20 protein-coding genes are annotated in these 21312 nt (G+C 55.8%); 10 read left to right on the top strand and 10 right to left on the bottom strand.

All coding sequences use genetic code 11. The annotated features are described in order from the left end of the window. Positions 1-117 precede the first annotated feature (117 nt). From prc to HWQ14_RS14045, 3 genes are all read right to left on the bottom strand, one after another. Positions 118-2166, bottom strand: a complete 2049-nt coding sequence (gene prc / locus HWQ14_RS14055; RefSeq protein ID WP_176610054.1) for a carboxy terminal-processing peptidase — start codon at positions 2164-2166, stop codon at positions 118-120. A 19-nt stretch (positions 2167-2185) separates the two neighbouring features. Continuing rightward, the gene (proQ, locus tag HWQ14_RS14050; protein WP_176610053.1) at positions 2186-2872 is read right to left on the bottom strand and encodes an RNA chaperone ProQ; all 687 of its coding nucleotides are present in this window, start codon (positions 2870-2872) and stop codon (positions 2186-2188) included. Between the two features lie 96 nt (positions 2873-2968). Next, on the bottom strand, positions 2969-3466 hold the full coding sequence (locus tag HWQ14_RS14045) for a GAF domain-containing protein (RefSeq protein ID WP_176610052.1): 498 nt from the start codon (positions 3464-3466) through the stop codon (positions 2969-2971). Positions 3467-3598: 132 nt separating this feature from the next. Here HWQ14_RS14045 and yebS point away from each other — a divergent pair, with 132 nt between their 5' ends. From yebS to HWQ14_RS14025, 4 genes are all read left to right on the top strand, one after another. Then, a complete protein-coding gene (gene yebS / locus HWQ14_RS14040; RefSeq protein ID WP_176610051.1) occupies positions 3599-4882 on the top strand; it encodes a membrane integrity lipid transport subunit YebS in 1284 nt (427 codons plus the stop codon). Then, the gene (locus HWQ14_RS14035; protein ID WP_176610050.1) at positions 4851-7484 is read left to right on the top strand and encodes a PqiB family protein; all 2634 of its coding nucleotides are present in this window, start codon (positions 4851-4853) and stop codon (positions 7482-7484) included. Before yebS ends, HWQ14_RS14035 begins: the two co-directional genes overlap by 32 nt. A 71-nt stretch (positions 7485-7555) precedes the next feature. Next, positions 7556-9004: a 16S rRNA (cytosine(1407)-C(5))-methyltransferase RsmF gene (gene rsmF / locus HWQ14_RS14030; RefSeq protein WP_209007144.1), complete on the top strand. Its 1449-nt coding sequence runs from the start codon at positions 7556-7558 to the stop codon at positions 9002-9004. Positions 9005-9109: 105 nt separating this feature from the next. Further along, positions 9110-9349 carry a YebV family protein gene (locus HWQ14_RS14025; RefSeq protein WP_006176013.1) on the top strand — a complete coding sequence of 80 codons (240 nt, stop codon included), beginning with the start codon at positions 9110-9112 and terminating at the stop codon, positions 9347-9349. A 34-nt stretch (positions 9350-9383) separates the two neighbouring features. On the opposite strand, the gene pphA is transcribed toward HWQ14_RS14025, so the two are convergent. Then, positions 9384-10028 carry a protein-serine/threonine phosphatase gene (gene pphA / locus HWQ14_RS14020; RefSeq protein WP_176610048.1) on the bottom strand — a complete coding sequence of 215 codons (645 nt, stop codon included), beginning with the start codon at positions 10026-10028 and terminating at the stop codon, positions 9384-9386. Positions 10029-10195: 167 nt separating this feature from the next. Between pphA and HWQ14_RS14015 the strand changes: the two genes are divergently transcribed. Further along, complete coding sequence (locus tag HWQ14_RS14015) at positions 10196-11137, top strand: VirK/YbjX family protein (RefSeq protein ID WP_176610047.1); 942 nt, start codon at positions 10196-10198, stop codon at positions 11135-11137. A 754-nt stretch (positions 11138-11891) separates the two neighbouring features. Next, the gene (locus tag HWQ14_RS14010) at positions 11892-12302 is read left to right on the top strand and encodes a PAS domain-containing protein (RefSeq protein WP_176610046.1); all 411 of its coding nucleotides are present in this window, start codon (positions 11892-11894) and stop codon (positions 12300-12302) included. Positions 12303-13056: 754 nt separating this feature from the next. Here the strand turns inward: HWQ14_RS14010 and HWQ14_RS14005 are convergent. From HWQ14_RS14005 to yobA, 3 genes are read right to left on the bottom strand one after another with little or no spacing between them, the layout of a single operon-like run. Next, on the bottom strand, positions 13057-13395 hold the full coding sequence (locus HWQ14_RS14005) for a YebY family protein (protein ID WP_176610045.1): 339 nt from the start codon (positions 13393-13395) through the stop codon (positions 13057-13059). Between the two features lie 16 nt (positions 13396-13411). Then, a complete protein-coding gene (gene copD, locus HWQ14_RS14000) occupies positions 13412-14281 on the bottom strand; it encodes a copper homeostasis membrane protein CopD (RefSeq protein ID WP_176610044.1) in 870 nt (289 codons plus the stop codon). Position 14282: 1 nt separating this feature from the next. Further along, positions 14283-14654 carry a CopC domain-containing protein YobA gene (yobA, locus tag HWQ14_RS13995; protein WP_176611198.1) on the bottom strand — a complete coding sequence of 124 codons (372 nt, stop codon included), beginning with the start codon at positions 14652-14654 and terminating at the stop codon, positions 14283-14285. Positions 14655-14791: 137 nt separating this feature from the next. On the opposite strand from yobA, the gene HWQ14_RS13990 reads away from it, so the two are divergent. From HWQ14_RS13990 to exoX, 3 genes are all read left to right on the top strand, one after another. Then, entirely contained in the window at positions 14792-15022 is a 231-nt protein-coding gene (locus tag HWQ14_RS13990) for a DNA polymerase III subunit theta (RefSeq protein ID WP_003859784.1), read from the top strand. A 111-nt stretch (positions 15023-15133) separates the two neighbouring features. Next, positions 15134-15784, top strand: a complete 651-nt coding sequence (locus tag HWQ14_RS13985; protein WP_176610043.1) for a carbon-nitrogen hydrolase family protein — start codon at positions 15134-15136, stop codon at positions 15782-15784. Positions 15785-15808: 24 nt separating this feature from the next. After that, positions 15809-16471: an exodeoxyribonuclease X gene (gene exoX / locus HWQ14_RS13980; protein WP_148418063.1), complete on the top strand. Its 663-nt coding sequence runs from the start codon at positions 15809-15811 to the stop codon at positions 16469-16471. On the opposite strand, the gene ptrB is transcribed toward exoX, so the two are convergent. Both ptrB and HWQ14_RS13970 read right to left on the bottom strand, forming a co-directional pair. Further along, positions 16453-18528: an oligopeptidase B gene (ptrB, locus tag HWQ14_RS13975; RefSeq protein ID WP_176610042.1), complete on the bottom strand. Its 2076-nt coding sequence runs from the start codon at positions 18526-18528 to the stop codon at positions 16453-16455. The genes exoX and ptrB overlap by 19 nt on opposite strands. A 75-nt stretch (positions 18529-18603) precedes the next feature. Beyond that, the gene (locus HWQ14_RS13970) at positions 18604-19254 is read right to left on the bottom strand and encodes a tellurite resistance TerB family protein (RefSeq protein ID WP_148418065.1); all 651 of its coding nucleotides are present in this window, start codon (positions 19252-19254) and stop codon (positions 18604-18606) included. 171 nt (positions 19255-19425) lie between these two features. On the opposite strand from HWQ14_RS13970, the gene purT reads away from it, so the two are divergent. Continuing rightward, positions 19426-20604 (top strand): formate-dependent phosphoribosylglycinamide formyltransferase, encoded by a 1179-nt coding sequence (gene purT / locus HWQ14_RS13965; protein ID WP_176610041.1) that lies wholly within the window; start codon positions 19426-19428, stop codon positions 20602-20604. 48 nt (positions 20605-20652) lie between these two features. On the opposite strand, the gene kdgA is transcribed toward purT, so the two are convergent. Then, positions 20653-21294: a bifunctional 4-hydroxy-2-oxoglutarate aldolase/2-dehydro-3-deoxy-phosphogluconate aldolase gene (kdgA, locus tag HWQ14_RS13960; RefSeq protein ID WP_023300441.1), complete on the bottom strand. Its 642-nt coding sequence runs from the start codon at positions 21292-21294 to the stop codon at positions 20653-20655. Positions 21295-21312 lie beyond the last annotated feature (18 nt).

Below are 21312 nucleotides of genomic sequence, written 5' to 3'. Positions count from 1 at the left end.
AGCATCCAGGCGGCGTAAGTCTCCAGAAAGACACAACTTTACACAATTGGAAATCTGCTTGACGGGAGAGTGCGGAACAAAAAGAAACAGGCACAATTGCTTGTGCCTGTTGGGGGATTATTTTGCCGGAGCGGGTTGCACGGCAGGCTTCTCTTTTTCCAGATTCGCCAGGTCGAGCGCGATATGCACCGTCTCGTCGAGGTACGGATCCGGCTCCTGGTAATCTTTAGGCAGATCGTCCAGCTTCTTGAGCAGCGGCTTGCCTTCACGTCTGAAGCGATCGTTGATACGCGCCAGACGCGTTGCATCATCTTCGTTGTTCTCTTTCTCACGCTGAGCGTAGTTAAGAGAGACAATGTTCCGTTTCGCTTTCAGGGCATTGAAACGCGCGATGTCCTTCATGATGTACTGGAATTCCGGATCTTTCACGATGCGGTCGTTATGATTTTTTAACAGTTCCGGTCCGAACTGTTTCATATCACCCGACTTCACGAATGTCGCGGCATCAATGCTGTCCCACGGCAGCGCATTATCTTCAAACTTCTCGCCCGTTTCCGTCTCTTCGGTACCTGTCGGCATCAGGATATCCGGCGTAACGCCCTTACGCTGCGTACTCCCGCCGTTCACGCGGTAGAATTTCTGAATGGTGTACTGTACGGAACCCAGCGCAGGCCATTCCGGGCGCAGCATCTGGTCGTAGATACGGTTCAGAGAGCGGTACTGCTGAACGGTGCCTTTACCAAAGGTCGGTTCACCGACGATTAGCGCACGGCCATAGTCCTGCATCGCAGCAGCAAAGATTTCGGATGCAGACGCGCTGAAGCGGTCGACCAGTACCACCAGCGGGCCTTTGTAGTAGACCACGCCGTCGGTGTCGGCATCTTCACGCACCTTACCGTTGTTATCACGCACCTGCACCACCGGGCCGGACGGGATAAACAGACCGGACAGCGAGACCGCTTCGGTCAGTGCGCCGCCGCCGTTGCTGCGCAGATCGATGATCACACTGCTGACGTTCTGCTTCTCGAGCTTCTGCAACTGCACCTTCACATCGTCGGTCAGGCCAACGTAGAAGCCAGGGATATCAAGAACGCCAACCTTCTCTTTACCGACGGTTTTCACCGACATTTTCACCGCGCGATCTTCCAGGCGGATACGCTCGCGGGTCAGGGTAATGATTCGGGTCTTGGTCCCCTTACCGGCAGGGAGAATTTCCAGGCGAACTTTGCTGCCCTTTGGCCCTTTAATCAGCGCAACCACGTCGTCGAGACGCCAGCCGATCACGTCTACCATGCTCTGGCCGCTCTGGCCGACGCCCACAATGCGGTCACCAACGCTGATCGCTTTGCTTTTGGATGCAGGACCGCCGGCCACCATGGAGTTGATTACGGTGTAGTCATCGTCCATCTGGAGCACCGCACCAATACCTTCCAGAGACAGGCTCATTTCGGTATTGAACTGTTCGGTGTTACGCGGAGAGAGGTAATTAGTGTGCGGGTCAATCTCATGGGCAAACGCGGTCATCGCCAGCGAGAAGACATCTTCACTGTTGGTCTGCGCCAGGCGACGGATGGCAAATTTGTAGCGACGGTTTAGCGTCTCACGAATCTCTTTCTCGTCTTTACCCGTGAGCTTGAGGCTCAGTTCGTCGTACTTAACCTTTGCGTCCCACAGCGCGTTCAGTTCGGCCTCGTCTTTCGGCCATGGCGCTTTGCTGCGGTCCAGATTAAAGGTGTCGTTGCCGGTAAAGTCCATCGGACGTTCCAGCACCTTCAGCGCGTATTGATAACGTTCAAAACGGCGCTTTTGCGATAAATTGTACAGATCGTAGAACAGATCCAGCTTTCCGGAGCGCAGCTCATCACCCACTTCGGATTTGCGTTTAGCGAACTGTTCGACATCGCTGGCCAGCAGTACGTTGTGGCTGTAATCCAGCAAGTTCAGATAACGGTCAAAGATTTTGGCCGAGAAGGCCTGATCGAGATCGAACTGACGATAGTGCGAACGAGTAAAGCGCGACGTCACGCGCTCACTCACCGTCGCGTGCTGCGTCTCTTCCTTGAGAACAGGAATTTGATCAACACGCGTAATATCGTCCACAGCGAAAGCGTGGCCTGTTATAGCAAACAGGCCAGCCAGCGCGGTGAGCTTAAAAAAAGTGTTCATGCCAGGCTCGGCCTCCGTTTCAGAACAACAAGTGTTCTGCGCGTACAATCATTGACATACCAGAAGTCAGCTGTACACGAACGCCATCTTTGGTGATTTCCAGTACGGTGGCGTCCATCGCGTTGTTACCCGCTTTCACCTTCAGCGCCTGACCCACGCTCAGCGCGTTGATGTCAGAAACCGGGGTGTGGCGCGGCTCTTCGCGCGGCGCACGTGGGGCTTTAGCTGCTGGTTTGTCAGCACGCGGTTTGCGATCGTTATTTTCAGAACGACGCGGTGCCGGGCGTGGTTTGCGCTCGCGACGAGGGGCGTCTTCCTGACCGTTTGCCGCTGCGGCTTCGCGTTTTTTCGCCTGCTGCTCCGCACGCTGTGCCTGCACGCGAGCTTTGGCTTCTTCAAGCTGCTTGCGTGCGTGCTCTACGTGCTGCTCATCCAGCTCACCGCAAGGGTTGCCGTCAAGGTCGACACGGGTCGCGCCCGGCTTGATACCGTACAGGTAACGCCAGCTTGAGGTATAAAGGCGTAAGGCAGAACGAAGCTGCGTTTTGCTGAGGTTCATTTCGCCCTCAACGCGCGCGACCAGATCCTGAAAGATACCGACTTTCAGAGGACGCGCTTCACCTTCAGCGCTGAAGCACTGCGGGAAACGCTCGGCCAGAAATGCGATAACTTCTTTACTGCTATTCAACTTAGGTTGATTTTCCATGAAATTTCCTGATTACAACGGACGTTGCCAACAAGCGCAGGCATGAACAGGCGACATTATAATGACGCTATCAGTAAATGCTACGTTATCCGTTGATTATCCTGCGACGCTCGCAAAGAATTTATGATAATCGGTTGCTGCCAGAACATTTTCCAGGTTCGCCGCCAGCTCGCGCAGCCCCTGTTCGTCCTCGGCAGTAAAGCGGCTGAAGACCGTACTGTCGATATCCAGAACGCCAATAATCTGATTTTTGACCACCAGCGGCAGAACGATCTCTGAATTGCTGGAGGCATCGCAGGCGATATGCCCATCAAACGCGTGGACATCTTCAACGCGCTGAACCTGACGGGTTGCCACCGCGGTACCGCATACGCCGCGCCCTACCGGAATGCGCACGCAGGCAAGCTTGCCCTGGAAAGGCCCAAGCACCAGCGTTTCACCTTCAAGCAGGTAAAAGCCCGCCCAGTTCACGTCTGAAAGGCGTTCGAACAGTAACGCGCTGGTATTTGCCAGAGTGGCTAAGAAACTGGTTTCCCCCGCCATTAATGCCTTAAAATCGCGATTCAGATCCGCGTAGAATTCTGTTTTGTTCATTATTCAATCACTTAGTTATCTTACATATTTACCGCATAGCCTATTAAAATAAGCATTAAATGCGCTCATGCTCAAGATGAATCCGTTCATGAGTTATTATAACTTTCAACAATACTAATCTGTGCGCGACTCATGGCCATAAAAACACCCAAAATTACGCCGACAAGCAAGATCGTTGTCCATACGGTAAGCCAGCCTTTGCCTCGTGCACATTATCAGCGCTGCCCCCAGTGCGATACGCTTTTTATGTTGCCGAAGATGAAATCGCATCAAAGCGCCTTTTGCCCGCGCTGCGATGCCAAAATCCGCGACGGACGAGACTGGTCATTAACGCGTCTGGCGGCAATGGCGGTGACGATGCTGCTGCTGATGCCCTTTGCCTGGACCGAGCCGCTGCTTAAGCTCTATCTCCTGGGCGTGCGAATCGACGCCAACGTATTGCAGGGGATCTGGCAGATGACGCGCGAGGGCGATCCGCTCACCGGCGCGATGGTGCTGTTCTGCGTCGTCGGCGCGCCGCTGGTGCTGGTCGCGGCGATTGCCTACCTGTGGTTTGGCAACATCCTCGGGATGAACCTGCGCCCGGTCCTGCTCATGCTGGACAAGCTCAAGGAGTGGGTGATGCTGGATATCTATCTTGTCGGCGTCGGCGTCGCCTCCATCAAGGTGCAGGACTATGCGTTTTTGCAGCCCGGCATTGGCCTTTTCGCGTTTATTTCGCTGGTCCTGCTGAGCATTCTGACCATGATTCATCTGAACGTCGAACAGCTCTGGGAGCGATTTTACCCCCAGCGCCCCGCCACCCGGCCGGATGAAAACCTGCGCGTCTGCCTGGGATGCCACTACACCGGCCTGCCGGATGGGCGTGGACGGTGCCCGCGTTGCCATATACCGTTAAGATTACGGCGCAACAATAGCATGCAAAAATGCTGGGCGGCGTTAATCGCTTCTCTGGTATTTTTGTTCCCGGCAAACATGCTGCCGATCTCCGTGATATACGTAAACGGCGCCCGCCAGGAAGACACGATCCTTTCCGGGATTATCTCCCTTGCACACAGCAACGTGGGGGTTGCCGCCATCGTTTTTATCGCCAGTATTCTGGTGCCGTTTACTAAAGTGGTGGTGATGTTCACGCTGCTCATCAGCATCCACTTTAAGTGCAAACAAGGACTTCGCACCCGCATCCTGCTTCTGCGATTCGTGACCTGGATAGGTCGCTGGTCGATGTTGGATCTGTTCGTGATTTCGTTAATGATGTCGCTCATCAATCGCGATCAGCTACTTGCTTTTACCATGGGACCCGCAGCTTTTTATTTCGGCTCTGCGGTGATATTGACTATTCTTGCAGTGGAATGGCTGGACAGCCGCTTACTTTGGGACGCACATGAGTCAGGAAACGCCCGCTTCGCCGACTGAAGCGAGAATTAAAACAAAACGCCGCATTTCGCCATTCTGGCTGCTGCCTGTTATCGCGCTGCTGATTGCAGGCTGGCTTATCTGGACGAGCTATGAAGATCGCGGAAGCACCATCACCATTGACTTCCAGTCTGCGGACGGCATTGTCGCCGGACGGACTCCCGTTCGCTTCCAGGGGGTGGAAGTGGGGACCGTACAGGATATTTCCCTGGGCAAAGGACTGAACAAAATCCAGGTACGGGCAAGCATTAAGTCCGACATGCAGGACGCCCTGCGCGCCGAAACGCAGTTCTGGCTGGTGACGCCTAAAGCCTCTCTGGCCGGCGTTTCGGGGCTGGATGCCCTCGTTGGCGGTAACTATATCGGCATGATGCCCGGCAAAGGTGAGCCGCAGGATCACTTTGTTGCGCTGGATACGCAGCCGAAATACCGGCTCAATAACGGGGATTTGATGATTCATCTCCGCGCGCCGGATCTAGGCTCCCTGAACAGCGGTTCACTGGTCTATTTCCGTAAAATTCCGGTCGGCCGCGTCTACGATTACGCCATCAACCCAAACAAAGATGGCGTGACCATTGACGTGCTCATTGAGCGGCGCTTTACCAGCCTGGTGAAAAAAGGCAGCCGCTTCTGGAACGTTTCGGGCGTTGATGCCGACCTGAGCCTGAGCGGTGCGAAGGTGAAGCTCGAAAGTCTGGCGGCGCTGGTGAATGGCGCTATCGCCTTTGATTCCCCGGAAGGCTCAAGCCCGGCCGCCGCAGAAGATACGTTTGGCCTGTACGCGGACCTGGCGCACAGCCAGCGCGGCGTTATCGTCAAGCTGACCCTGCCGGATGCTAAAGGGCTGAAGGCCGGCTCGACTCCGCTCATGTACCAGGGGCTAGAGGTCGGTCAGCTGACAAAATTAACCCTCAACGCGGGCGGCTCCGTTACCGGCGAAATGACCGTGGATCCAAGCGTGGTCGATCTCCTGCGGGAAAAAACGCGCATTGAGCTGCGTAATCCGAAGCTGTCGCTCAGCGACGCCAGCATCAGCACCCTGCTGACGGGCAGTACCTTCGAGCTGATCCCGGGTGAAGGTCCTCCGAACAAAAGCTTTGTTATTGCGCCGGCGGATAAAGCCCTGCTGCAAAAGCCAGGCGTGCAGACCGTAACGCTTAACGCCCCGGAGAGCTATGGTATCGAGGCCGGGCAACCGCTGATCCTGCACGGCGTGCAGGTAGGCCAGGTTCTGGAGCGCAAGCTGTCGGAAAAAGGGGTCTCCTTCTCCGCCGCCATCGATCCGCAGTACGGCAACCTGGTTCACGGCGACAGCAAATTCGTGGTTAACAGCCGCGTCGACGTGAAGGTGGGCCTGGACGGCGTTGAGTTCCTGGGAGCCAGCGCCAGCGAGTGGGTAAACGGCGGGATCCGCATTCTGCCGGGCAGCAAAGGCGCGCTGCGCGAAAGCTATCCGCTGTTCGCCAACCTGGATAAGGCAATCGAAAACAGCCTGGGCGACCTGCCAACCACCACCCTGACCCTGAGCGCGGAAACGCTGCCGGACGTACAGGCGGGCTCGGTCGTGCTGTATCGTAAATTTGAGGTCGGGGAAGTGATCACCGTTCGCCCTCGCGCGGACGCGTTTGATATCGAACTGCACATTAAGCCGGAATACCGCAAGCTGCTCACGCCAAACAGCGTGTTCTGGGCAGAGGGCGGCGCGAAGGTACAGCTCAACGGCAGCGGCCTGACCGTGCAGGCCTCTCCCCTCTCCCGTGCCCTGCGCGGGGCTATCAGCTTTGATAACCTGAGCGGCGCGGGCGGCAATATGCGTAAAGGCGACAAGCGGATCCTCTTCCCGTCTGAAACCGCTGCGCGCGCCGTCGGCGGGCAGATCACGCTGCACACCTTTGATGCCGGCAAGCTGGCGGAAGGGATGCCAATCCGCTATCTGGGCATCGATATCGGGCAGGTGCAGAAGCTGAAGCTGATCACCGCGCGCAACGAAGTCCAGGCCACCGCCGTGCTTTATCCGGAATACGTGCAGACGTTTGCCCGTGCAGGCTCGCGCTTCTCTGTGGTTACGCCGCAAATCTCTGCCGCCGGCGTTGAGCACCTCGACACCATTCTCCAGCCGTACATCAACGTTGAACCGGGTCGCGGCAATACGCGTCGCGAATTTGAACTGCAGGAAGCGACCATTACCGATTCCCGTTACCTGGACGGCCTGAGCATTGTGGTTGAAGTGCCGGAGGCGGGTTCACTGGGCATTGGCACACCGGTGCTGTTCCGCGGTATCGAGGTGGGAACGGTAACGAGCCTGACGCTGGGGAACCTGTCCGACCGCGTGATGGTCGGCCTGCGCATCAGCCAGCGTTATCAGCACCTGGTGCGCAACAACTCGGTGTTCTGGCTGGCTTCAGGCTACTCGCTGGACTTCGGCCTGACCGGCGGGGTGGTGAAAACCGGCACCTTCAACCAGTTCATTCGCGGGGGCATTGCCTTTGCCACGCCGCCGGGCACGCCTCTGGCGCCTAAGGCGCAGGCGGGTAAACACTTCCTGCTGCTGGAAAGTGAACCGAAAGAGTGGCGTGAATGGGGAACGGCGCTGCCGCGTTAATCTCACAGGCTCCGGTGTCAACGCGCCGGAGCCTTTATGCTACACTGCTCGCCTGAATGTTTCCCTGTGGTGTGCCCGTGGCTCAAAACTCCGTATTTCTTCCTGAACAGTTCCTGGCGCAGATGCGCGAGGCGCTTCCCGCTCATCTCTCTTTTGATGATTTTATCGCTGCCTGCCAGCGCCCTTTGCGCCGGAGCATTCGCGTCAATACGCTCAAAATCAGCGTCGAGGCGTTTCTGGATCTTGTCTCCCCCTACGGCTGGCAGCTAACGCCGGTCCCGTGGTGTGAAGAAGGTTTCTGGATCGAGCGGGATGATGAAGAGAGTCTGCCGCTCGGCAGCACCGCCGAACACCTGAGCGGGCTGTTTTATATTCAGGAAGCCAGCTCCATGCTGCCGGTTGCCGCGCTGTTTGCCGATGACAATCAGCCTGAGCGGGTAATGGACGTCGCCGCGGCGCCCGGCTCTAAAACCACCCAGATTGCCGCCCGGATGCACAACCGCGGCGCCATCCTCGCCAACGAATTTTCCGCCAGCCGCGTCAAAGTCCTGCATGCCAATATCAACCGCTGCGGGATCCACAACGTGGCACTGACGCACTTCGACGGACGCGTGTTTGGGGCCGCTCTGCGGGAGGCCTTTGACGCCATCCTGCTGGACGCCCCCTGCTCCGGCGAAGGCGTGGTGCGTAAAGATCCCGATGCGTTAAAAAACTGGTCCGTTGAAAGCAACCTGGAGATCGCCGCCACGCAGCGTGAACTGATCGACAGCGCCTTTCATGCCCTGCGCCCCGGCGGGACGCTGGTTTACTCCACCTGCACGCTGAACCGCGATGAAAACGAGGACGTCTGCCTGTGGCTGAAGCAACGCTATGCGGATGCCGTCGAGTTTCTCCCGCTGGACGCCCTCTTCGATTCGGCCAAAGCGGCCGCCACGCCTGAAGGCTTCCTGCACGTCTTCCCGCAGATTTACGATTGCGAAGGCTTCTTCGTCGCGCGTATGCGCAAAACATGCGCCGTTGACCCTCTCCCTGCCCCTAAGTTTAAGGTCGGCAACTTCCCGTTCTCCCCGGTCAAAGGACGCGATGCGGCGCAGGCGGAGGCGGCTGCCGGCAAAGTGGGCCTGCGCTGGGATGAGAGCCTGCGCCTCTGGATGCGTGACAAAGAGCTGTGGCTGTTCCCTGCGAATATCGAACCGCTGATTGGTAAGGTGCGGTTCTCCCGCCTCGGTATTCGCCTCGCGGAGATCCACAACAAGGGCTACCGCTGGCAGCATGAAGCGGTTATTGCGCTGGCCGGTCGTGAAAACACCTTCGCCCTGACGCATCAGGAAGCGGAAGAGTGGTATCGCGGCCGTGACGTTTACCCGGAAAACGGCCCGGCGCAGGATGAAGTTATCGTGACGTATCAGGGCTATCCGCTGGGGCTGGCAAAAAAAGTTGGCTCGCGGCTGAAAAACAGCTATCCGCGTGAACTGGTACGCGATGGCCGCCTGTTTACCGGTAACAGCCGCACCGCCTGAAAAAAACGCATTTTTTTACTGGCGATTTCGCTCTCCTTGTCTAGGCTCAAAGATGGGTGGCTGTACTGGTCATACCAGATTTTGGGCAACGAACCGGAGAGCATTATGACGAAAACCAGCGTACGCATTGGCGCTTTTGAAATCGACGACGCTGAACTGCGCGGCGAAGCACAAGGCGATCGAACGTTAAGTATTCCCTGCAAATCCGATCCGGATTTGTGCATGCAGCTGGATGCCTGGGACGCGGATACCAGCGTCCCGGCTATTCTTGATGGGGAACATTCCGTTCTGTACCGTGAGCATTACGACAGTAAAACCGATGCCTGGGTCCTGCGTCTTGCCTGACCCAAAGAGAACCCGCCCGAAGGCGGGTTATTTATTACTGAAGCTGCACCAGCGTCAGGAAGCCTCCAAAAACCGCCCCCGTATCGATATAGTGCAGATTGTTAAAGTCATATCGTTTGTCTAAAGGCGTATGCCCGAACCAGAAGTGATCCGCGCCGCTGATGCCCTGCCCTTTACCCGCCATCAGCCCCGTTAAGCGATCGCGATCCCACAGCACGCGCTGCGCATCCACCGGCCTGTTCCAGACATATTCGGCTGATGGATAATCCGCATGGGCGACAACGTTCAGCCCGTTTGCGCAGGTTATTTCAATGACGTGCGGTAAGGCCCGACACGCGTCGAGTAAAGCCATCGCCTGTTTTTGCTCGTCACCCTTAAGAGCGGTAAACCAAATACCGCCATTTATCGACCAGAGAGTAATATTATTATTTTCAAGCGCATCCAGCGCCATTTGCTCGTGGTTGCCGCGAACAGCGCAAAACCATTTTTCCTGCACCAGCTGTAAACATTTTACGCTGTCAGGCCCGCGGTCGATAATATCCCCCACCGAGATCAGCAGATCCGCGTCAGGATTAAAACGCCGCTGCTTCAGCTCCTCCATAAGCCCCTGATAGCAGCCATGAATGTCGCTGACAACCCAGACATGACGCCAGCGATCCCCGCTAATTTTCCGATACATAACGCCTCCTGTAAAAAGTATAGCTGCAACAGAAAATGTCATGGGCTGACGTCAGACGCCTCGAATCCAAACGAATCGTAAACCAGCCGGAAATAAAGATCGCTGCGCTATTAATCCCTTATCCCCGGCCCTTTAAAATAGTGCGGAATAAAACGAGGGATTTTCACGTGTCAAACATACACCTGCAAAACGATGTTTTTTACCCACATCGTACAAATATTATTTCTGAACTGGTGAAGGGAAAACGCGTTCCTGGCCCTATCTGGCAGAAACGTGAATACCGGTTAAAGTTCCTGTTGCGCTCGCTTTTATTCTGGTCCTCCACCCATCGCATGCTGGAGGCGCTGTCCGGACGCGACGACTTTGACAAACTGCTGGCGTCTCAAATTACGCTGCCGAGCAAAACCCACCGCCAGTATCTGATGCGCGGCCTGAACTCAAACGACAGAGCGGATGCTATCGTCAGCCACTATGACTGGATCGATAGTCTGAAAAATACCGCCCTTGCCCACGCCCTGACCAGCCCGCAGGAGCTGCCGGTTGTGCAGTTTGAGGCTAAAAACGGCGTCACGTATACCGTCAATGCCTCGTCCGCGGGTAAAGCCGAGCGCGAAGGCGAAAGCACGCTGTGGCTGCACGACAGCGACAACACGCTGCTCGCCAGCCTGACCTTTTGCGTCGCACGCAGCAACGGCCGCGCGGTGCTGGTGATCGGCGGGCTCCAGGGTCCGCGTCGCAACGTGCCGCGTGAGGTGATTAAAGAGGCCACCCGCGCGTGCCACGGTCTTTTCCCGAAGCGCGTGCTGATGGAGGTAGTCTTCCAGCTTGCCGCACGCTCAAACATCAGCGCTATTTTTGCCGTCAGCGATGAAGGACATGTGTTCCGCGCGCTGCGCTATCGCCTGAGCAAAGGCCGCCATTTCCACGCCAGCTATGACGAGTTCTGGGAAGGGCTGAACGGTAATAAGGTCTCCCCCTTCTGCTGGCAGCTGCCGCTGCGGATGGAACGTAAATCGTTAGAGGAGATTGCCAGCAAAAAACGCGCTGAATACCGGCGCCGCTTCGCGTTACTTGATGAAATCGCGGCATCGGTTGATTCGCGGTTTTAGCCCGCTGCCGCCTGAGGAAAAGTAGATACAAAAATTTAACAATGCAGCCCAAAAGGACTGGACTTTCACCCGTCGGGTGGTGAATGGTGAGGAAGGCAAACAGGACGTAAACCTCCTGCGAAGGCAATAAGCGGATGATATCGTTTGCTTTAATGCAGATAAAAAAAACGACTTCGATTCCTGTTTTCTCTAGGTCCAGTCCTTTAGTCTTAATTCAATACCCTTCCTCTGCAAACGTCATTTCCAGGGTTTCACCTTTACGTTCTCCTGGTAAGACGAGCACATAATCGCTCTGTATCAAAATTATTCAAATGGATGCAGGACCATTTTACGGTTGGCCTAAGTAGCTTTCATTTCCCTCCTGTCGCATTATTTGAAAATGACGCATCCGTGTTATCCAACTCTTAGAACCAAAAATATTGAAGATTATAATAGATATAACTTCAGATAAATCAAAAGCGCCTTCTACTAACATCCATTGCACCCTTCATCACCGTTAATAAACAAACCACAAACAAATCCCCCATACATAGATACAGTTGAAACATTTCATAAATAAACAAAAAGTCAAAAAATCAACTCATTTTTATTTTTTGTTGATTATTGCGAATTTTAAAATTAATCTCTACGGATCATAAGGTTCATTTTACATGCACTTTATGATTAAGTTGGTTGAACGTTAAATAAATTATAATTTACGTTAAATGTTATAACTGGTTAATTTACCGCCAAAACTGCGAGCCAAAGTATGATCATGCAATCACCAACCACACAACACGCTGTTTTTGTTGAAGATAAAAATAACGAGCTACTATCAAACCTGGTATCTGTTATATCGTCAGTAATGGATGCCATGGAAAAAGCGATACCAAAAAATATCGAGGTTGTTTTACATGATTTAACTCACCCCGATACATCATTTATTAAAATTATTAACGGAGAGATTACGGCCAGAAAAAGAGGTGACTCATTATTGAAGGCTCCCGATAACAATGATGGTTTTGCAGGCATGCTCCTAAAAGACAGAGATCGTCTCACTCCTTTTATACTTAGTGGGTACAATTGCGTAATAAAAAGTGGCGAGGTAGTTAAAAGCGGCAGTAGCACATTCTATAATGACAACGGTGAACCTATCGCCGCATTTGCTATAAACGTTTTGGTTTAATCAGATAAATCCTATTACATTATCGTAATTCATATAAATATATAACGAGAGCATAAGCACTCGTCAGTCATTATATGCCCTCTTTGTGCAATGTCATATGTCTATGCGGGCCTGCATTTCATCTTTTAATACAAAGAGGGCTTTTGTCGCAAATACCATGAATAAAAAATCTTATTCATGATATGCGTTATTATTACCAGTCAACAACATGCGTTCCCTGTTATAGCAGAGCATTCCCTCCAGGCAGCAGTCCGATCAGGGAGGCGATCGTCGAGGGGTAACTGGCAGGAACCCGGCTGCCCCTTTTGACTCCATGCTTTACTCACCGGAACACCGCGGGGGAAGAATTTGCATTACGATTGCCGGGACACAAAAATTTAACAATGACCAAAAAATACCTGGACGCACGCGGTGCAGAGTATGTTATGGTTTAGGCAGGATATGGAATGTTCGAAAATTTTTCGGGGGCGTTCGTGTTGAGACCGGTAATCCCTTGAAAAATGAATAGATAAAAAGAGACCGAATACGATTCCTGTATTCGGTCCAGGGAAATGGCTCTTGGGAGAGAGCCGTGCGCTAAAAGTTGGCATTAATGCAGGCTCTGTCGCCTTGCCCTTTAAGAATAGATGACGACGTCAGGTTTTCCAGTCCACAGCAAAAGTGGCCTGAAAAAAAGCGTCAGAACATCACTAAATGTGAAAAACCGCAGCGCTTTTGCAAGCCCTGCGGTTTTTTTTTACTGGAAACCTGACGGCTAACAGAGCTTTTCTGCGCGCGCAATGAACGGTGCCAGGCTCTTCTTCTGCCCCGGATTAGCCGGATCGTCAACCTGAATCACGCTGACGGGCTGACCATTGCTTTTCCCGCTGGCAACCTGCCGCTCTGCCACGTCATTTAACGGATACTGGACCAGCGTGCTGGGATTAATGACGTACAGCGCGTGGCCGGGACGGCAGGTGAGCATCACCTCTTCGCGATTAAACGCCCAGTTATCCTTGCCCATCTCAAAACGGCTGACGGTAATCACCTGCGGTGCGGCCAGCGCGCTGCCGGCACTGGTAAGAAGTAAAAGAGAAAGCAGTGTCTTTTTCATATGTTTATTAACCTTGTCAGAAGGGTTCCCAGGTTGCGAAGAGACTGACTGCCGCCAGCACCAGCGCGCCCAGCACCACTTCTGCCTGTGTCATCCTGATAAAAATCTGTTGTTCCCGCCTGGCCTCAGGGCGAAAGCGTGGCACCAGAAAATACCGATTCGCCAGCGCAATTGCCACCATCATGATGACCAGCGCACATTTAAACAACAGCAGCCGTACGTAAGGCGCCTGCCACGGCACGTCAATGCCAACGATGAACAGCGTATTTACGAGCCCGGTAAGCAGCACGCCTGCAACGGCGTAATGCCCCACGCGGGAGAAGCGCATCATGGTAAAGATAGCCGCTGGCCGCCAGCGCCCTGTTGCCAGACGCATGCAAAAAAGCAGCGGCAAAAGACCGCCCAGCCAGGTCGCGGCACAAAGAAGATGAAGCGCGTGGTTCACACGGTGAAGCGCCCCCGGAGCGCCTGCGTCCATCGCGGCATGTCCAACCCCTGCCAGCAGCACGAGCTGTCCCATGGCAAGCAGTAACAGCCGTGAGCCTTTATGTGGTGCCAGCCATGCTGCGCTCACGGTGACCGCTGCCAGAACCATTTGCCACAGCCAGACGCCGCCAAACTGCGTCCCCAGCACGCTGCGCCAGACCTCCGGGCTAACGACATCGCCCCAGCCGTTGCCCATCAATCCGCTTTGCAGGCCAAACATCAGCCCTGCCGTCACCAGGCCGATCAGGGCCGCGACCTTCTGCTGTAGCTGGAAGCGCTGCGTCATCAGACGCTGCAGCGACGACGGCGCAAACCAGACGCTGTATAACGCGTTGCCAAAGAGCAGCATCAGCGCGGAAAAATGGATAAAGCGTAACGCTACGTAGCTCAGTGCCAGCATACTATTTCACGCTAAAGCGATAGCTGCCCCTGGTTTTGTGGCCGTCCACTGAAACCACGTGCCAGTCCACCGTGTAGGTGCCTTTCGCCAGCGGCTGCTCAAGAGGAACGATCAGCCGCGCGTTATCCTTCTCGTCACGCTTCACCGCGCCGGTTTTGATCTTCTGCTGCTGCGCGTCGGTCACCGCTACGCCGCTGAAGGCCGGCTCAATGCCTTCCGAGAAGCTCAGGGTGATGACCTCCGGCGCCGCCGCGACGGTATTTTCCTGCGGGGATTGCTGTTTAAGATGGGCGTGGGCCAGAGCCGAGGGCGTGATTGCCGAAGAGACAAGGAAAACCAGCGCGCACGCGACGCGGGAAGGGGTAAGATGCATCACAATCATTCCTTTTCGTTATGCCTGAATGGTAAAGAATAACGCTGTATAATAAGCGAGTCGAGGATCATCCTTTGCTCCCTTGTCATCGTTGAATAATCGCGGTAACGTTGCCGCCGCAGAAAAAGGAGAAGGAAATGAACGTTAATCTGGCCGCCCTTCCTCAGGACGAGATGGACAAAGTCAACGTCGATCTCGCCGCCGCTGGCGTTGCATTTAAAGAGCGTTACAACATGCCCGTTGTGGCCGAAGTGGTTGAACGTGAGCAGCCCGCGCATCTTCGCGACTGGTTTCGCGAACGCCTGATCGCGCATCGCCTCGCGTCGGTTAACCTCTCGCGCCTGCCATACGAACCTAAAGTTAAATAAGCTTAACGTCTCGTTACACTTCCTTACGCGTTATGTGGCAGGATAAGAAAACCCTGATAAATTTAGGTGTAATCTTAGAATCCCAGCGACTCAGTGTATAAGGAAGTCACGATGTCACGATGGAATATTGCCGCGGCCCAGTATGCCCCGCGGCACGGCTGCGTAGACGAGCACGTAAAACACCACCTGCATTTCATTGACGAAGCAGCCCGGCAAGGGTGCGATTTAATCGTCTTTCCGGAGCTGTCGCTTACCGGCCCCGGGGATCCAACGTTACCTCCGCCACCCGACGATTTACAGCTTGCTCCCCTCCTTCACGCCGCGCAGTCGCGCTTTATCACGGTAATTGCCGGCGTAACGCTCCAGCAACACGACCAGCGCCAGAAGGGCCTCGCGCTTTTTACCCCCAGCCTCTCGACCATTCGCCGTTATCCCCAGGGCAACGGGGCGGGCGTGATCCCAGGCGACAAACGCTTAGCCATCGTTGATAATCAGGGTGATGCCCCGGAGCTGGATCCGGAGGCGACGCTGTTTACCAGCAGCCTTGCGGTGGGCGATCACCGCTGGCGGCAGTCCATTAGCGCGCTACAGCGCTTCGCACACAAATACGCTATTGCCGTTTTAATGGCGAACGCGCGCGGCGGGAGCGCGCTATGGGATGAGAAAGGCCAGCTGATCGTTCGCGCCGATAAGGGCGAGCTGCTGCTTACCGGTTCTTTAGGCCGACAGGGTTGGCAAGGGGATATCATTCCTTTAGGCTAGGCATTTTAGGATCAGGAGCGATCGATGCTGCGCGTTATCGATACCGAAACTTGCGATTTGCAGGGTGGAATTGTGGAAGTCGCTTCCGTCGACGTGATTGACGGAAAGATAGTCAACCCGATGAGTCACCTGGTGCGGCCGGATCGCCCCATCAGCGCGCAGGCGATGGCCATTCATCGCATTACGGAGTCGATGGTGGCGGACAAGCCGTGGATTGAAGAGATCATTCCTCACTATCACGGCAGTCAGTGGTACGTGGCGCACAACGCCAGCTTTGACCGCCGCGTGCTGCCGGAAATGCCCGGCGAGTGGATTTGCACCATGAAGCTGGCGCGCCGCCTGTGGCCGGGGATCAAGTACAGCAATATGGCGCTGTATAAGTCACGCAAGCTCAGCGTGCGGACGCCGGAGGGGCTGCACCATCACCGGGCCCTGTATGACTGCTACATCACCGCCGCGTTACTCATAGACATCATGAATACCTCTGGCTGGACGCCGGATGATATGGCCACCATTACCGGGCGTCCCGCGCTCCTGACCACCTTCACGTTCGGTAAATATCGTGGAAAACCGGTGGCGGAAGTCGCGGATAAGGATCCGGGCTACCTGCGCTGGCTGTATAACAACCTCGACAGAATGAGCCCGGAACTGCGCCTGACGCTGAAGCATTACTTAGGCGAAGCCTGAGTTTCCGTATGGCCTGGCAGCGTGCCCTGCGCCAGGCCAATCAAAAAGGCGTACTCCAGCGCTACCCCTTCGTACGATTTAAATCGCCCTGACTTACCGCCGTGCCCGGAATCCATGTCGGTACACAGCAGCAGCAGGTTATCGTCGGTTTTCAGCTCGCGCAGCTTCGCCACCCATTTCGCGGGCTCCCAGTACTGGACCTGAGAATCGTGCAGGCCGGTGGTCACCAGCATGTGCGGGTAGGCTTTCGCCTCGACGTTATCGTAAGGGCTGTACTCCTTCATGTACCGGTAATACGTTTCATCCTGCGGGTTACCCCACTCCTCGAACTCGCCGGTCGTCAGCGGTATGGACTCGTCCAGCATGGTCGTCACCACGTCCACAAACGGCACCTGAGCGATAACCCCCTTAAAACGTTCGGGACGCTGGTTGATTACGGCCCCCATTAACATTCCGCCCGCGCTGCCCCCCATGCCAAAGCAGAGCTGCGGATCGCCATACCCCTGCGCGATCAGCGCGTCGCAGACGTCAAGGTAATCATTAAAGGTGTTTTTCTTTTTGAGGAACTTACCGTCTTCATACCAGTGCTGCCCAAGCTCGCCGCCGCCGCGAATATGGGCGATGGCATAGACAAAGCCGCGGTCGAGCAGGCTCAGCCTGCTGCTGCTGAAATCGGCATCCATGCTGGATCCGTAAGAGCCGTAGCCGTAGACCAGAATGGGGTTTTTGCCCTTGATGAAGTGGTCCTTGTGATAGACGAGGGACACGGGGACTTCAACGCCGTCGCGCGCGGTCACCCACAGGTGCTCGCTGCGGTAGTTTTCCGACTCGAACCCTCTGACCTCCGCCTGCTTAATCACCTGACGCTGCCCGGTATCCATATCCAGCTCAAACAGCGTATCCGGGGTGGTCATGGAGGAATACCCGTACCGCAGACGTGACGATTCCGGTTCCGGGTTAAAGCCAATCCACGTCACGTAGGCCGGATCGTCAAACGCAATGCCCACCACCTCGCGGGTTTTGCGGTTGATCTGGCGGATACTGGTCAGCCCGCGCTGTCGCTCCTCCACCACCAGCCAGTCGGTGAACAGGGTAAAGCCCTCAAGCATCACCTGATCGCGCGCGGGAATTAACACTTCCCACTTGCGTTCATCGCGTACTTTGGTCTTATAGAGACCAAAGTTTTTGCCCTCCCGGTTGGAGCGCAGGTAAAAGCTGTGCTGGAAGTGATCGAGGCTGTACTCATGATCTTTACGGCGCGGCAGGAAGCACAAAGGCTGCGCATCCGGCAGTTCGGCATCCAGCAGCAGCACTTCGGATGTCGTGGCGCTGGAGAGGAAAATAATCACGTAGTGGCGCGATGACGTTTTATGCAGGCTGACGTAGAACGTTTCGTCTTTTTCCTCGTAGACCAGTTCATCGTCGGCGGAATCGGTCCCTACCGTATGACGCCACACCTGGTAAGGCAGCAGCGTTGAGGCATGCTTTTTAACGTAGTAGACCGTTTCCGAATCGTTGCCCCAGACGAAATCCGGGGAGACATTTTCCAGCATCTCGGGATACCAGTTTCCCGTTTCGAGATTGCGAAAACGCAACCCGTATTGGCGGCGGGAGAGGTAATCCTCAGCCAGCGCCATAATGGCGTTATCCGGTGAGATCGACATGCCGCCCAGGGTGTAAAACTCGCTGTGGGCCGCACGCCTGTTGGCATCCAGCAGTATATCCCATTCGTCCCACTCGGCGCTCAGCACCGACTGTCGCTGGTAGATGGGATACTCGTTTCCGGGTTCATAGATATGGCGATAGCGATAGCCGTTTTTGGTCCACGGGGCGGAGATATCGCGCTGGGGGATACGCTGCACCATTTCATTCAGCAGCCTATCCTGAAGCGCCTGCTGGGTGCCCATGACCTTTCGGCCATAGTCGTTTTCTTCGTGCAGATAGTCGAGCACTTCTGGCCGGGAACGAGAGTCGTCCCGCAGCCAGTAGTAGTTATCTATACGCGTATCGCCATGCGTGACGATCGCATAAGGAGTACGTCGGGCTTTTGGAGGCATGGCATTCTTACTTTTTCGTTTTACATCCTATAAGGTTGGCAAAACGCGCGCATGATGCAAGCGAAACATGGCCTCCTAGCCCACAAGCGCCTGTTTCTGCTGCTGGATATCCTTCTCGATGCCCTCGCGAACGTCCTGCGGGATCTTCAGCGCATCGCCCAGCGCGTTCAGGTAGCTTCGCTCCATAAAGTGGTCGATGTCGATGGCGGCACAGCTCAGGAAGTAGAGTTCAAGCGCCTCTTCTTCGTTTTTTACGCCCTGCGCCAGGCGTTGCGGATCGAGCGGCTGTTCGATAGCTTTCGCCACCAGCGCCCTGCCCTGCTCCTCAACGCCCGCTTCGCGCATCTGCTGGTCAATCGCGGCGCGTTCGTTATCGTCGATATGGCCGTCGCTTTTGGCCGCAAACACCAGCGCGAGGAGCAGCCGCTCGGTGCGTAAATCTAACGGCGACACCTGGTTTCCGTACTGCGGTTCATCCTGATGCGCGCTGCGCACCTTGTCTTTATATTTGTTCCACAAAACGGAGCCCGCAATGGCCCCTCCGCCCGCCAGCAGCGCGCCGGTGCCGTATTTAGTGAGCAGCTTGCGCGATGATTTATTGGCGACCAGCAAGCCGGCCAGCCCGCCGAGCGCGCCCGGCACCAGCAGCTTGCTTAGCCCCTGCTCGCCGGACGACGAGCCTTTTTGTCCCAACAGGGATTGCAGTTGATTCATCCAGCCTGACATATTTTTCCTCACGTAACGGTGCTTAACGTTCACAGCCTAAGCGAGCAGGTGTCAGGAAATGTCTGTCAGTGCTAAAGAAGCGCAAATTTCTCGCCTGCTGCGGCGGTCACGGGCAAGACAGACGCAAACGTTTTCGTTTATACTGCCCGCATCGTTTTCAGGGGGATTTTTATGACTCGTTTAGGAACTGCGCTGCGTCCTGCCGCGACGCGCGTCATGCTGTTAGGATCGGGCGAACTGGGAAAAGAAGTCGCCATAGAGTGCCAGCGTTTGGGCGTCGAGGTGATTGCGGTTGACCGTTATAGGGATGCACCTGCCATGCACGTGGCTCACCGCTCGCACGTTATCGACATGCTTGACGGTAACGCCCTGCGCTCGTTAATTGCCGGGGAAAAGCCGGATTTCGTGGTACCGGAGATTGAAGCCATTGCCACCGATATGCTGATCGCCCTTGAGCAGGAGGGACAGCGCGTGGTGCCCTGTGCTAAGGCGGCAAAACTGACCATGAACCGCGAAGGTATACGTCGTCTGGCGGCCGAGGAGCTGCAGCTTCCGACCTCCAGCTACCGTTTTGCCGGCGATAAAGCCGGGTTTGTTCAGGCCGTTGAAGAAATTGGCTACCCGTGCATCGTTAAGCCCGTGATGAGCTCCTCCGGCAAAGGGCAGAGCTTTATCCGCGACAGCAGCACGCTGGACACGGCATGGGACTATGCCCAGCAGGGCGGTCGTGCCGGGGCCGGTCGCGTCATCGTGGAAGGCGTGGTGAAGTTTGATTTTGAAATTACCCTGTTGACCGTCAGCGCCGTGGACGGCGTCCATTTCTGCGATCCGATTGGCCATCGCCAGGAAGACGGCGATTATCGCGAATCCTGGCAGCCGCAGCAGATGAGCGCCCTGGCGCTGGAGCGCGCGCGGGAAATCGCCCGCAAGACGGTGCTGGCCCTGGGGGGCTATGGCCTGTTCGGCGTCGAGCTGTTTGTATGCGGTGACGAGGTGATTTTCAGCGAAGTCTCCCCTCGCCCGCACGATACCGGAATGGTTACGCTGATTTCGCAGGATCTCTCCGAGTTCGCGCTGCACGTACGCGCTTTCCTCGGCCTGCCGGTTGGCGGCATCCGCCAGTACGGCCCGGCGGCATCAGCGGTTATTCTGCCGCAGCTGACCAGCCAGAACGTTACCTTTGATAACGTCGAAGGGGCGGTTGGCGCCGGAATGCAGGTCCGACTGTTTGGTAAACCGGAGATCGACGGCACCCGTCGTCTGGGCGTGGCCTTAGCGACGGGTAATACCGTAGACGAGGCCGTCTCGAGGGCGAAAGCGGCCGCCGCAGCCGTGAAGGTCGAAGGATAAAAAAACGGGCCATCAGGCCCGTTTTTAGTTTGCAGGTCGGCAACAGGCTTACTGCTTCGCGCCTTCAACCGCTTCGCGAGCCAGCTTAGTGATGCGATCCCAGTCGCCCGCTTCCAGCGCGTCCGCCGGAACCAGCCAGGAGCCACCGATGCACAGCACGCTTTTCAGCGCCAGGTAGTCGCGGTAGTTGGCCGGAGAGATGCCGCCCGTCGGGCAGAAACGCACCTGTGAGAAGGGACCCGCGATCGCCTGTAGCGCTTTGGTGCCGCCGTTGGCTTCCGCCGGGAAGAACTTGAACTCTTTCAGACCGTAGTCCATACCCAGCATCAGCTCAGAGACGGTGCTGATACCCGGGATCAGCGGAATGGTGCCCTCGGTTGCCGCTTTCAGCAGCGGCTCGGTCAGGCCCGGGCTGATGGCAAACTGCGCGCCCGCTTCGGTCACTTCCGCCAGCTGCTGCGCGTTCAGAACGGTGCCCGCACCGATGATGGCTTCCGGCACTTCTTTCGCGATAGCGCGGATCGCGTCCATCGCGCAGGCAGTACGCAGAGTCACTTCCAGAACGCGAACGCCGCCCGCAACCAGCGCTTTCGCCATAGGTACGGCGTGCTCCAGCTTATTCACCACGATAACCGGCACGACAGGGCCAGTGGTCAGGATTGCTTCTGCACTTGTTTTCCAGTTTTTCATCAGAGTTTTCTCTCGCCA

The organism is Enterobacter cloacae (genome assembly GCF_013375935.1).
In the GTDB taxonomy this organism is placed as follows: Bacteria; Pseudomonadota; Gammaproteobacteria; order Enterobacterales; family Enterobacteriaceae; genus Enterobacter; species Enterobacter pasteurii.
Note: the sequence above shows the minus strand (reverse complement) of the source record. Positions and strands in the feature narration are given on the sequence as shown.